Annotated in this window: 12 protein-coding genes; 2 read left to right on the top strand and 10 right to left on the bottom strand. The window is 35.2% G+C overall.

Annotated features, from left to right (window positions below; genetic code table 11):
• Positions 1–77: 77 nt before the first annotated feature.
• Complete coding sequence (locus tag AC806_RS09785) at positions 78–914, bottom strand: Cof-type HAD-IIB family hydrolase (protein WP_069029242.1); 837 nt, start codon at positions 912–914, stop codon at positions 78–80.
• Between the two features lie 115 nt (positions 915–1,029).
• A complete protein-coding gene (locus AC806_RS09790; RefSeq protein ID WP_069029243.1) occupies positions 1,030–1,839 on the bottom strand; it encodes an aldo/keto reductase family protein in 810 nt (269 codons plus the stop codon).
• 169 nt (positions 1,840–2,008) lie between these two features.
• Between AC806_RS09790 and AC806_RS09795 the strand changes: the two genes are divergently transcribed.
• Entirely contained in the window at positions 2,009–2,779 is a 771-nt protein-coding gene (locus AC806_RS09795; RefSeq protein WP_156768854.1) for a hypothetical protein, read from the top strand.
• A gap of 39 nt (positions 2,780–2,818) precedes the next feature.
• Here the strand turns inward: AC806_RS09795 and AC806_RS09800 are convergent, their stop codons facing one another.
• From AC806_RS09800 to AC806_RS09835, 8 genes are all read right to left on the bottom strand, one after another.
• Complete coding sequence (locus AC806_RS09800; RefSeq protein ID WP_069029245.1) at positions 2,819–3,661, bottom strand: aldo/keto reductase; 843 nt, start codon at positions 3,659–3,661, stop codon at positions 2,819–2,821.
• A 193-nt stretch (positions 3,662–3,854) separates the two neighbouring features.
• Positions 3,855–4,502 carry a tRNA (guanosine(46)-N7)-methyltransferase TrmB gene (trmB, locus tag AC806_RS09805; RefSeq protein WP_069029246.1) on the bottom strand — a complete coding sequence of 216 codons (648 nt, stop codon included), beginning with the start codon at positions 4,500–4,502 and terminating at the stop codon, positions 3,855–3,857.
• A 53-nt stretch (positions 4,503–4,555) separates the two neighbouring features.
• Entirely contained in the window at positions 4,556–5,335 is a 780-nt protein-coding gene (locus AC806_RS09810; protein ID WP_069029247.1) for a phosphotransferase family protein, read from the bottom strand.
• A gap of 98 nt (positions 5,336–5,433) precedes the next feature.
• On the bottom strand, positions 5,434–6,648 hold the full coding sequence (locus tag AC806_RS09815) for an ABC transporter permease (RefSeq protein WP_061840731.1): 1,215 nt from the start codon (positions 6,646–6,648) through the stop codon (positions 5,434–5,436).
• A 2-nt stretch (positions 6,649–6,650) separates the two neighbouring features.
• A complete protein-coding gene (locus AC806_RS09820) occupies positions 6,651–7,379 on the bottom strand; it encodes an ABC transporter ATP-binding protein (RefSeq protein WP_061840732.1) in 729 nt (242 codons plus the stop codon).
• Positions 7,380–7,488: 109 nt separating this feature from the next.
• Positions 7,489–9,351, bottom strand: a complete 1,863-nt coding sequence (locus AC806_RS09825; RefSeq protein ID WP_061840733.1) for an ABC transporter ATP-binding protein — start codon at positions 9,349–9,351, stop codon at positions 7,489–7,491.
• Positions 9,348–11,075: an ABC transporter ATP-binding protein gene (locus AC806_RS09830; RefSeq protein WP_069029248.1), complete on the bottom strand. Its 1,728-nt coding sequence runs from the start codon at positions 11,073–11,075 to the stop codon at positions 9,348–9,350. The genes AC806_RS09825 and AC806_RS09830 overlap by 4 nt, the downstream gene beginning before the upstream one ends.
• Entirely contained in the window at positions 11,072–11,761 is a 690-nt protein-coding gene (locus AC806_RS09835; RefSeq protein WP_069029249.1) for a TetR/AcrR family transcriptional regulator, read from the bottom strand. Before AC806_RS09835 ends, AC806_RS09830 begins: the two co-directional genes overlap by 4 nt.
• Before the next feature lie 239 nt (positions 11,762–12,000).
• On the opposite strand from AC806_RS09835, the gene modA reads away from it, so the two are divergent.
• Positions 12,001–12,810, top strand: a complete 810-nt coding sequence (gene modA, locus AC806_RS09840) for a molybdate ABC transporter substrate-binding protein (RefSeq protein ID WP_069029250.1) — start codon at positions 12,001–12,003, stop codon at positions 12,808–12,810.
• The last annotated feature ends 88 nt before the right edge of the window (positions 12,811–12,898 follow it).

Consider the following 12,898-nt stretch of genomic DNA (forward strand, 5'->3'; position numbering starts at 1 on the left):
ACCTTGGGTCAATTAAATAAAAAGCTAGCAACACATTTACTCGTTTACTAGCTTTAAAAAATTTCAGTCAAGTAATACTAAGAAAGGTACTTTTCTAAGGCATGAGCAATGCCATCTTCATTATTAGACAAAGTTATTTTATCAGCTACTTGCTTTAGTTCTGTTGTCGCATTATCCATTGCAACCCCAATGCCAGCATATTCAATCATGGCTTGATCATTTTGACCATCTCCAAATGCCATTAACTCTTCTTTTTTTACATTTAACTTAGGTAAAACCGCAGCAATTGCTTTGGCTTTAGTAATGCCCAAGTCAGTAAATTCAAAATAAAAAGGGGCTGAAAAAAGTGCACTGACTTGGCCTTCAAAGGGTCTCATCATCTCTTGATAATGTTTCTTTAAATAGTCAGGGTCTGCTGCTACCAGAACTTTATGCAAAGGAAAATCACAAAACCCTGCTAAATCATTAACCTCACAAAGTTTGTAACCACCAGCTCTTGCTTCGTATTCAATGATATTGATCTCTTCATTTGCAAAATGAATTTGATTGTCAAAAACATCGTTAACGTACATATATTTTTGATGGCATATCATCGGTTTAACATCAAAGTTTTTTAGATGTTCTAAAATAGCTTTAGAAGTCTCTAATGGTAAAGGTTGTTCAAATAAGACCTCATTTGTTTGATAATCAAGTACATGAGCACCATTAAATGAAAGCCCGATACCATCATATTCCTCCATTGCCAGTTCTTCTGCGTACTTGAATAAACCAGGAGTGGGTCTACCTGATGCTAAGATTACTTTAATACCTTGTCTTTGTGCTTCAAGCAAGGCCGCTTTCGTTTTGCTACTTATGATTTTTCCTTCATTAAGTAATGTGCCATCCATATCCATTGCAATTGCTTTAATTGTCATCGTTTACCTCCAAATTTCACAACTTATTACATAGTAGCGGAAAAATATAGTCCTTGCAATCTTCTATAAAAAAAAGCTATATAAATGATTTATATAACTCTATTTTTTACATTTTCTATTGTGCACTAATGAATTGCTTATCTTCATCTGAAAGTTTGAAGTCAAAAATTTCTAGATTCTGTTCTTGTCGCTTTTGATTATGTGATTTAGGAATAACAACTACACCACGTTCGATTTGATAACGTAGGATAACTTGTGCCCAAGTTTTGTTATATTTTGCGCCTATTTCACTCAATTTTTCTTTGGCTTGATCACTCACTCTGGTTAAAGGTCCCCAGGCTTCTGGAACAACTTCTTGTGCTAGTGAATAATTAATAATTACATCATTCCAGTTTCTAGGATGAGATTCTACTTGGTTCACGGCTGGTTTTATTCGTCCATTTTCTATTAAATAGCCCAATTCTTTTTCATTAAAATTAGATACGCCGATAGCTTTTAATTTTCCTTGATCTACATAGTCTTCTAATACTTGCCACATGGACAACATTTGCACTAAGTTGTCCCAAGGATGATGAATCAAATACAAATCAATATAGGCCGTATTAAGTGCTTGTAAGCTTTGTTTAACACCCTTTTTTACAGCTTCTTTATCCGCATAATATTCTTGTTTTCCAGGAATTTTAGAGGTAATGAAAAACTCACTGCGCGCCTTTTTGCTTTCTCCTAGGGCTTTTCCTACAACGGATTCATTACGATAAGAAATTGCTGTATCAAAATGACGATAACCAGCATCGATTGCCATCAGAATTTCTGTAGTATCATCGTTAATTTCACCTTGATAAGCGTGATCTACTTTTCCAAATGTATTGGTGCCGCTACCGACAACAGGGATTTTTATTCCTGTATTTAAAGTAATAGTTTCCATACAAAATACCTCCTTGGTATTACTATACTTTCAGTCTACTAGTCTTTAATCAAAGCAGCAAACAAAAAAGAATCTTTCACAGCTTTCTATAATCATTATGCTACTTTTTATAAAGAAAATGTTGTATACTACAAACAAAATAATGAAAAAATGATTCCAGGAGATAACGATGATGTCTTTAAATGCTGAACTTGCTTTAGATGATAAAAAAGCTGAAATAACGCTGACTGATTTTGATAGTAAAGTGATTATTTTTTATGATAAAAGTGGGCTTAACGATATCAATAAGGGACTTTTCCTAATTTTTAAAGATAAGAAATTCAAGACGGTTCAAGCCACTCCCGATCTCAATAATATCCCCACTGCAGATACTGTGATTCAAATTATCCCTCCCAAAACATTAGATAATGATTACTTAAAACAGTGCCTTACTAATATAGGTAAAGAAAAAAGCCTACAAGAACTAATAGAAACAAATGAGCCAAGCCAAGCGGAAATGTATGATTATTTAAGCAAATTGCTTTTACTTTTAGAAAAATTTGGCTTTACCTTCACCCAGAAAAAAAGAATGCCTGCTAAAGCACAGCACCGTTGGAAAAAAACATTAAGTGAAATTGAATTTTTTGTTGACGATTTTCACAGCCAAGCTACTGTTATTTGGCAAAAACGCAATGAATTTCTTATTAAAAAAGGAGCACATTTACGCCCATCTTATTCCCTAAACAAAGACGGTTCTGTAGGCTTAGGTGCACGAATGGGGACGCAATTACGTGATGAACAAAAAGATAAAATACAGAATTTCATTACGACTGAAGATATTATTTTAAAAAGTGTCAATGAAGTTGGCTTGTTCCTTTACTTTGGTGGAACAAACAGCTGGTTAGTATTAAAAGATAATAATGGCCAAACAATCGATGAATGGTCTAAAGTAAAAAAATAACTCTACTATTAATTTTTTAACAGCAGAGTTATTTTTCTTTTATTTATTATCAGGATCTGGCCCTACGCCAGCAGTGCCTTTTAATCCATCAATTGCTTGCATATCTTTACCACTTAGTTCAAAATCAAAAATTTGTGTGTTTTCGATAATACGTTTTTCATGTACAGATTTAGGCAGCGGCAAGAACCCTTTTTGTAAGCTCCAGCGTAAAACAACTTGCGCAATTGTCTTATGATAAACACGAGCTAAAACATTTAATTCAGGCACATCAAAAATCTTACCTGTTCCTAATGGACTATATGCTTCACTTAAAATGTCATGCGTTTTATTATAAGCAACAAGATCTTCTTGTTGGTCACTTGGATTTAAGAAAATTTGATTAGCCACAGGTTTTATTCTTGCTGTTTCTAATAAAGCGTCAATATGATGACTTAAAAAGTTCGACACTCCTAGTGAGCGAATCTTGCCAGCATCTACAGCTTCTTCCATGGCACGCCAAGTATCTGCATTGGCTTGTTGCCAGTGGTCTCTAAATTCGCTTGGGTTAGGCCAATGGATAAGATACAAATCAACATAATCTAAGCCCAGTCTTTCTAACGAGGCATCAATTGCTTTTTGTGCCAATTCATAGGAATGATTTGCATTCCATAATTTAGTAGTGACAAATAGTTCTTCACGAGGAACACCGCTTTTAGCAATACCCCGGCCCACAGATTCTTCATTCCCATAAATTGCTGCTGTATCAATATGACGATAACCCGCTTTTAAAGCTGCTAAAACAGAAGATTCAGCAACTTCTCCATCTGGTGTTTGCCAAGTACCGAAACCAACTACCGGAATCTTTACACCATTTGATAAAGTATACGTATCTGTTAAACTCATTTAATCTCTCCTTCATTTCTATGTCCTTATAAAAATCATAAAATGGGAACCTTATAATGTCAACTTTTAGAAACAGTTCCTACATTTAAAAATTATTGGAAAAAACTAATGGGCTTATCTTGAATTACTACAGTTAAAATGTTCTCATCCAATTAAATAGCTTGGATTTATTGCTTTTAATCCTTTTATTTCGCTAATTTCTATCTGGAAATTTCACTTCTACACGATAAATCGGTTGCCCTTTTTGTGAAAACTTTTCTTCGTACTCAGTCATGACATTGCCAGTAAAATTACTTGCGTGTAAGTCAAGCCAAACCTCTTTAATGATCATGCCATATTGCGAAAAACTGGCTAATGAGTATTCAAACATCCCTTGGTTATCCGTTTTAAAATGGATTTCTCCGCCTGGTTGCAAAATTTTCTCATCCACAGCTAAAAATTTAGGCGAAGTAAGTCGCCTTTTGGCATGTCTTTTTTTAGGCCAAGGATCGGAAAAGTTTAAATAAATTAAATCAATTTCATTGTCAGCAAAATATTCAGTCAAAGCTGATCCATCCACATGAAGCAACTGAACATTGGAAAGCTCAGCTTCTTTTACCTTATCTAAGGCAAAAGATACTACTGTTGTTTCTAAATCAATCCCGATGTAATTAATCTCAGGATGAGCTTTAGCCATTTCAGTAATAAACTGTCCCTTTCCCATACCAATTTCGATATGTAACGCTTGTTCATTGCCAAAGCGTTCCTTCCAGTGTCCACGCCATGTTTTTGGATCAGGGACAACAAATTGTGGATTATCAGCAACCATCTCGGCAGCACCCGGTCGTTTTCTAATTCTCATACTTAACTCCTTCTAAAAAGGGTGGTTGTCGTCCTCATAGACACATCCACCCTTTATCCTGTATAAATTCGTTTTAATTGTAAAATTTCTTCATTCATTTGTTTTAAATCACCTTGAAGATAACACTTCTTTATTTCTTGTAGCATACTAAGTAGCGCATACCAATAAACCTTTTCAATGTTTTCTTCGGTGCTTTGCAGCCCATAGCTCATTAACCACTGACTCCAACTAGAGATAGGTAAATAATTTCCTAAAATCATACCAATATCTACAGCTGGATCAGCAAACATCACAGAATCCCAATCTACCAAATATAAATAATTTTGACAGACAATCCAGTTACGATAGTTTACATCGCCATGAACAACACTTTTTTCTGATGATTTGAAGCTAGGAATATTTTTTTTAAGATACTGGGCAACCATCCCTAGAAATTGGTTTTTGGCTAATGTATCGGGTAAAGTTTCTTCATATTCTTCCAACATTTTTTTAGGGGGCTTTATAATACCACCCATCTTTTTTAGCATATCTTTTAAAGACTTTGAATGATGCAAATGATAAAGAACATCAATGACATCATTTCTTTGACCGATCTCTTCAGGATCTAATAGTTGCCCTTCCAACCATTCTTGAGCCGAAAGCGTATCACCATCCCCCGTTCGCTTTGTCCAAATCAACTTGGGGGTAATCCCTTCTTTTGATAAAGCAGCAAGCATTGGTGTTGTATTACGTTTGATAAATATTTTGTCTTGTTCTTTTAATCCAATATATGCTTTTCCCGTATCCCCTTTGATGGGGCGTAGTTGCCAATCATTATCCATACGCATATTCATCAAAGCTTACCTCCTTTATCGCAGTAATTCTTATTTTAGCTTGCTAATTTCATATCGTCAAGCACATGTATGTTCGATTTTCATTACAAAAATATTGTTTAATGATCCATTTTTTTGAGCCGATAAGGAAGATAAAATTTTACAAAGAAAAGCACCATTAATAGATAAGCAAACGTAGCAATTAAGCCTTCACTCCAATCAGATAAAGAAAACCAACTAATAACCGCAAATACTACAGCGCAAAAAATTAGAAGTAAAAATAGCAATTTTTGCATAGCTAGCAGTTTCTGTTCTTTTTTAACTGGGTATAATTTCGTTAAAGGTACATATTGAAACTGCTGATACAATGGAAGAAGCTGGAAACCAATCAGATAAATAAAAAGGACACCGATCCCTAAAGCAAACCACTGCTCAGCGACAAAATAAAGTAAAACTCCTCCTAAAATCACTAGCCGTAAATATAAGCCGCTGTATTCATTACCCCGTAATACACGACGAGCGTATAAATACAAATAAGTATTATCTTGTGAAAAAGAGATCCGTGCTAATAAAGGATCAAGATATTTTCGACGTTTCATTTTAGTCGCAATTTCAGGTACATCCGTAAATAGGTTAATGAATTGATAAATACGATGCAGACGATCTTGTTCTTCATTAATCATTTCTTCCCAGTCTAGGGCCACATTCATCGACTGCCAACATAACTTGTGAAACAAAATGATTTGTATCGCAGAGATCATTGTCGCCAAAATCGGTTGGAACCATATGCTAATTGTCAAAATAATCAGTGTAAAAATAATCCATAAGAAATAAGCGTTCTTTTTGGCTTTTTTCATATCCTGAAAAATACTCATTCGTTGAATTTCTAGATGACTAATTTTAAGGCCCCATAAACTAAGTAAATAAAAGAAAAAAGTCGCAAACGAATTCCCAGTAGATACCACGACTAAAGGCATCGTAAAAGCCAAAATTAGTAGAATAACCACAAATGGAAAAATACAACTGTAGGAAAAGGCCGCCGACAAATAAGATCGCATCTGCTTTTCCTTAGGTAATAAGAAAATTTGATCTGCTGGTTGGGCTAAACTCACAAAACGACCCATATGTAGGGAAACAATCCAAATAACTAAAACAAGTAAACCACCGAGTGAATAACCTGGAGATAGTGTTTTTAACCAGTTGGAATAATAAAATCCGATGCCACCTAATAAAAAAGTCATCATCAATACAAAATGATCGTTAAGTACATATTTCATATAGCGCAATATACGCTTTTGATGTTTTTTCAAGCGTGCCTGAAAGAAAGCTTTCATTGTTAAGCCTCCTTTGTCAACGCCAAATAGATATCATCTAATGACGCTTGGGGCATATTAAATTTCTGACGTAATTCTCCTAGAGTTCCTTGAACTTTTATTTGTCCATCATGAAGCATAATAAATCGATCGCAGTATTTTTCCGCCGTTGCCAAAACATGCGTAGACATCAAAATGGACGAACCTTGCGCTTTAAAAGACTGCATTAATTCCAGTAATGAGTGAATAGCTAAAGGATCTAAGCCTAAAAATGGCTCATCGATAATATAAAGACTTGGTTCTACCAAAAAAGCACATAGAATCATTACCTTTTGTTTCATTCCTTTAGAAAAATTAGCAGGAAACCACTCTAAACGTTGGTCTAAGCGAAAGGTTTTCAGTAGTGGTTCAGCTCGTTTCCACGCTTCTTTTTCCTCAATATTATAAGCCATCGCTGTAACTTCTAAATGTTCTTTTAAGGTTAGTTCTTCATATAAAAGTGGAGATTCGGGTATATAACCAATCTTTGACCGATAGCTTTCCGGATCTTTATTGATCGTAAGTCCGTCTAATTCAATGCGTCCTTGTTGAGGCTGTAGTAAGCCGATAATTTCTTTAATCGTCGTACTTTTGCCTGCACCATTTAATCCGATCAAAGCAACCAATTCTCCATCATTGATCGTAAAATTTAAATCTTTTAGCACAGGAATTTGATTATAGCCGCCTGTTAAGTTTTCTACGCGTAAGGTCATATTTTTTCCTCCAAATTTTTCTACCTTTATTATAGCATGGATAACGCATAGAAAAAATTCGAAGGGTCGGCTACAGCCGAGAAAATCCCATTCGAATTTTTTAAATGAACTATGAGGCTAACTCTCCTGAAGAAAATTGACTATTATACAAATCAGCATAGAAGCCATTTTTTTCCATCAATTGGTCATGATTTCCGGTTTCAACAATAGAACCTTGGTTCATAACAACAATATTATCTGCTCCTTGAATCGTAGAAAGTCGGTGAGCCACGACAAAGCTAGTACGATTTTCTAAGAGACGATTCATCGCTTTTTGAATCAAAGTTTCTGTCCGCGTATCCACGCTAGAAGTCGCTTCATCCAAAATTAAAACTTCTGGATCTGCTAAAAAGGCCCGCGCAATGGTGATTAATTGTTTTTGCCCTTGCGAAATATTACTAGCATCTTCATTTAAGATTGTATCATAGCCGTCTGGTAATTGATGGACAAAGTCATCCACATGTGCTGCCTTAGCAGCTTCTTTGACCTCAGCAGAACTTGCTTGATCATTACCATAACGGATATTTTCATAGATACTTCCACTAAATAACCAGGTATCTTGTAAAACCATCGATAATTTACTACGCAATCCTTTTTTAGACATATCTCGAATATCTACGCCATCATATCGAATGCTACCACCAGAAACATCGTAAAAACGTTCTAGCAAGTTAATTAATGTAGTTTTTCCAGCGCCAGTCGGCCCCACAATCGCAACAGTTTCTGCTGGTTTCACGTCCAAACTAAAGCCGGTAAACAGTAATTGGTCACCACTATAACCAAATTGGACATCTTCAAAACGGACTTTATAAGGCGTATTTTCTTCTGCTGGTAAATTAGACGGTTGATCTACCATCTCTTCTTCGTCTAAAATTTCAAAAATACGCTCTGCTGAAGCAATGGTAACCTGTATCGTATTTACTAAATTAGATAACTGTCTAATCGGTTGTGAGAACCGATTCGTATATTGTAAGAATGCTTGCACATTTCCCAAAGGCATATTCCCATTGGCAACTTTGATACCACCGATTATAGCAACAAACACATAGTCTAGATTTTTAATAAAATTCATCATAGGCATGATAATGGCCGAAACAAATTGCGCTTTCCAACCTGCTTCATATAATTGTTGATTTTCTTTTTCAAAAACTTCTTGGTCTGCGGCTTCATGATTAAATGACTTAACCACCGTATGACCCCCATAAGTTTCCTCAACTTGGTCGTTTAAAAGGCCCATACGCTTTTGTTGCTCAGCAAAAAAGCGTTGTGATTTGGGTGCAATAATCGTAACCACGATTAAACTTAAAGGCACAGTCACTAAAGCAACCAAAGTCAACTGCCAACTGATAGTTAACATCATCATTAAAACACCGATAAACGTTACAACACTAGTAACAAATTGTGTTAAATTTTGCTGTAACATGCCAGCGACATTATCCATGTCATTTACCGCACGTGACATAATATCCCCATTACTATGGGTATCAAAGTAAGACATTGGAAGGCGGTCCATTTTTTGATCCAAATCTTTACGCATTTGATAGACAGAACGCTGTGATACTCGTGTCATGATAAATTGTTGTAAAAAGTTAAAAACTGCTGAAGTTAAATACATTGCAATAACCACTAGTAAAATACGCCCTATAGCATCAAAATCAATAGGAAGTGTATTCACTTGTTCACCGGCTTGCATTTGTTTAACCCCAGCCATTACCCCTTCAAATATCTCAGTCGTTGCTTGACCTAAGACTTTCGGCGTTTGAATTTGAAAAATAACGGCGCCAATAGCCAAGATAAAAACAGATATAATGGCAATCGATCGACTGGACAAATAACGTATGAGACGACGAACCGTTTTCCAAAAGTTCCTAGGCTTTCGTCTTCTTAGAGGAGTAGGTTCTTGCTCTGTTGCATTTTCTTGTTCTTTACTCATTTTAAATCCTCCTCTCTTAGTTGCGAATAAGCAATTTCTTGATAGGTTTTATTATTATCCAGTAGTTCTTTATGGGTACCTTTACCCACGACTTTACCTGCTTCTAAAACTAAAATAATATCTGCATCCATAATCGTGCTTACACGTTGAGCGACAATCACTTTGATTGCATTCTGTATTTCTTGTTGAAGTGCTTGTCTTAAGTTTGCATCCGTTTTAAAGTCTAAAGCTGAAAAAGAATCATCAAATACATACAAATCAGCTGCTTTAATCAACGCACGTGCGATAGCCAAACGCTGTCTTTGTCCCCCGGAAAAATTGCCGCCGCCTTGTTCAACATGACTATCTAAGTCATTCGGCATTTCTGCGACAAAATCTTGTGCTTGTGCTATTTTTAATGCTTGCCAAATTTGTTCTTCTGAAGCTTGTGCATTACCATAACGCATATTTTCTCGAATCGTTCCGCGAAATAACACCGCTGTTTGAGGAACAAAACCGATAAGTTCCCGTAAATCATGTTGACGGATATTTCGAATATCATGATCATTTAAGCGTATTGTCCCTGAAGAAACTTCATGTAAGCGGGGTAATAAATTGGCAAAAGTTGTTTTACCAGAACCTGTGCCTCCAATAATTGCTACGGTCTGACCAGCTTTGGCTTTAAAATTAACATCTTCTAAGGCCAAACTGTCCGCATCTGCATAGCGAAAATTAACTTGGTCAAATGCCAAAGTAGCTTCTTCTTTACTCAAAGAAATCTCTTCCGGCTGCTTTTTATCAGTTATATCAGGTGTTTCTTCTAACACTTCATTAATCCGATCAGCTGAAGCTTGTGCTCTTGGTACCATAACAAATATCATAGAAAGCATCATAAAGCTAATCAATATTTGCATAGCATAAGTAATAAAAGCAATCATATTCCCCACTTGTAATTGCATGTCAGCAATATACTGACCACCAAACCAAGTAATTCCAATATTTGTACCACTCATAATCAGTGTCATCAAAGGCATCATAAAAGCAACAATAGTGTTGACTTTAATCGCTGTATGAGTGAAGTCACGGTTGGCTTGATCAAAACGATCTGTTTCATGGTTTTCCTTGTTAAAAGCCCGTATCACACGGACACCTGTTAATTCTTCGCGAAATATTAAATTAATACGGTCCGTCTTTTTTTGCATACTCCGAAACAAAGGAACAGCAAAATACATAATCCCTCCGACAGCAACAATTACTAAAGGAATGACAACTAAAAATACCTTTGTTAACTGTGCATCTTTTTGATAGGCTAGAAAGCTTGCGCCCAGCAACATAATAGGCGCTTGAATCATTAAACGTAGAAACATTTGCATCACTCTTTGAACTTGCTCTACGTCATTGGTCGTCCGAGTAATTAAGGAAGCTGCACCATAATTACCAAACTTATTAATTGAAAAATTCTCAGCTTTTTTATAAATTTCAGTACGTAATTTTTTTCCTAATCTTTGTGATTCTCTTGTTGCGAAAAAAGCATTCCCAAAAGCTGCTATAATACTTATGTCGGAGATTATCATCATAATACCGCCGATTCGCCAAATATAATCTATATCTCCTTTAGCAACACCATTATCAATGATATTTGATGTCATATTTGGTAAATATAAATCAGCAAGTACTTGAAATGCCATAAAAACGACTGCTAACAAAGCAGAAATGACAGAGGCTTTTTTTACTACTTTTATCATCGATGATTCCCTCTTTCGTTTGTTTCCGTTCCTTTTTGTAACCAATTTAATTTTAAATGGAATTCTTCATTAATTTTTTGAATATCATATTTTCCATTTTCACTATGGTGATGGTAACCATCAGCAATTGTTGAAAAAGTAATATGTATCAATAAACGAAAGAGTAATTCCAACTGTTGATCATCCACAACCGCTAATTTCGTCTGATCAACCTCTTTTAACATCGCTTTTGTTATTTCTTGCATTTTTTCATGCGCTGCATCACTCGTTTTCCGTAGTTCTTTCTGCTGATTTGCTTCATTAAAAGTAATAAATCGATGGATAGCACGAGGATCTAAACTTGTAAACAAGTTTTTATAAAAAAGCACATTTTCACCTTTAAAAATTTCCAGAATCCAACTTGAAAAAAATTCTTCAAAAGTAGCAAACAAATCTCCTTGATGTTGTCTCAAATGAATAAGAAATTGTTTATGGTTATCTTTTCCTAATGAATGAAAATAATATAAATATAAATCTTCCATATCTTCAAAGTATTGATAAAAACTACCCCTGGAAATATCTGCTTCTTTTACGACATTAGCAATAGAAGCATCCTTTAATGCACTTTGTGAGAACTCTTTTTTTGCTGCTTTTAAAATCCGCTTTTGTTTTTCTTTGGGGAGGTTAAAAAAGGTCTCATTGGGCATAACAAGTTCCCTCCTTTATTTCTCTAAGAATTTATGACACGCTGTCATATGACAATATGTCATTGTACGCTGTTGATATGAGTTTGCAAGAAAAATGTTTTCAAATTTCATGAAAATTTTTATACATTTTTTATAAAAAAAAATTCAGCTATAATTACTTTTTATCGAAAAAGCGCTATTTTTTACATACACATCGTGATAAACTGAGCATGAATACAAAATAAGGGAGATTTACAAAAATGAAGAAATGGCAAATTGGATTAACCGCTGCTGTTGGGTTAATATTTTTAGGAGGATGCGCTAATTCCAATGGCTCAAAAAATGCCACTGCAGCCACAACAGAGGAAAAAGCTGATACTACGATTCATTTAGCTGCGGCAGCAAGCCTGGAATATGCATTTGAAGAAAAATTAATCCCCATGTATGAAAAGGAACATGACAACATAAAAATCGAAGGTACTTATGATAGTTCTGGTAATTTGCAAACACAAATTGAACAAGGAATGGACACAGATATCTTCTTTTCAGCGGCTACTCAGCAAATGGATGAATTAATTGCGGAAGAATTAATTGATAAAGACTCAGAAATAGGCTTATTAGAAAATAAATTAGTCTTAATCACACCAGAGAATAATCCTAAAGAAGTGGAAGACTTCGCTGATTTAAAAAATGCAGATACAATCGCAATTGGGGACCCAGAAAGTGTCCCGGCAGGACAATACGCTCAAGAATCACTAACTAATTTAGATTTATGGGATTCACTCAAAGATCGTTTCAGTATGGGAACTAATGTGACCCAAGTATTAAATTGGGTAGCTGAAAATAGTGCAGATGCAGGTTTAGTCTATGAGACAGACGCCAAGACGACCGCTGACGTGACCGTGATTGATGAAGCACCAGAAGAAAGTATCAAAGACCCTATCCTTTACCCAGTTGCTCAGTTAGAAGACAGCCAGAATGCAAAAACAGCCAAGGACTTTTTAACATTCTTGCAAACTGATGAAACTGTTAAAGTTTTTGAAGATTATGGTTTTACTGCAGCACAATAATTTTATATTTACAAAAAATATAAGTTCGTTTTAACACACCTAAAAAAGAGATTGGAAAAATTTTCCAGTCTCTTTTTTTATCATTGGT

The organism is Tetragenococcus halophilus (assembly GCF_001712815.1).
Classification (GTDB): domain Bacteria; phylum Bacillota; class Bacilli; order Lactobacillales; family Enterococcaceae; genus Tetragenococcus; species Tetragenococcus halophilus.

Excerpts from the sequence above, each read along its gene's own strand:
- AC806_RS09785 (WP_069029242.1), bottom strand. The coding sequence starts at position 914 with ATGACAATTAAAGCAATTGCAATGGATATGGATGGCACATTACTTAAT.
- AC806_RS09790 (WP_069029243.1), bottom strand. The coding sequence starts at position 1,839 with ATGGAAACTATTACTTTAAATACAGGAATAAAAATCCCTGTTGTCGGT.
- AC806_RS09795 (WP_156768854.1), top strand. The coding sequence starts at position 2,009 with ATGATGTCTTTAAATGCTGAACTTGCTTTAGATGATAAAAAAGCTGAA.
- AC806_RS09800 (WP_069029245.1), bottom strand. The coding sequence starts at position 3,661 with ATGAGTTTAACAGATACGTATACTTTATCAAATGGTGTAAAGATTCCG.
- trmB (WP_069029246.1), bottom strand. The coding sequence starts at position 4,502 with ATGAGAATTAGAAAACGACCGGGTGCTGCCGAGATGGTTGCTGATAAT.
- AC806_RS09810 (WP_069029247.1), bottom strand. The coding sequence starts at position 5,335 with ATGAATATGCGTATGGATAATGATTGGCAACTACGCCCCATCAAAGGG.
- AC806_RS09815 (WP_061840731.1), bottom strand. The coding sequence starts at position 6,648 with ATGAAAGCTTTCTTTCAGGCACGCTTGAAAAAACATCAAAAGCGTATA.
- AC806_RS09820 (WP_061840732.1), bottom strand. The coding sequence starts at position 7,379 with ATGACCTTACGCGTAGAAAACTTAACAGGCGGCTATAATCAAATTCCT.
- AC806_RS09825 (WP_061840733.1), bottom strand. The coding sequence starts at position 9,351 with ATGAGTAAAGAACAAGAAAATGCAACAGAGCAAGAACCTACTCCTCTA.
- AC806_RS09830 (WP_069029248.1), bottom strand. The coding sequence starts at position 11,075 with ATGATAAAAGTAGTAAAAAAAGCCTCTGTCATTTCTGCTTTGTTAGCA.
- AC806_RS09835 (WP_069029249.1), bottom strand. The coding sequence starts at position 11,761 with ATGCCCAATGAGACCTTTTTTAACCTCCCCAAAGAAAAACAAAAGCGG.
- modA (WP_069029250.1), top strand. The coding sequence starts at position 12,001 with ATGAAGAAATGGCAAATTGGATTAACCGCTGCTGTTGGGTTAATATTT.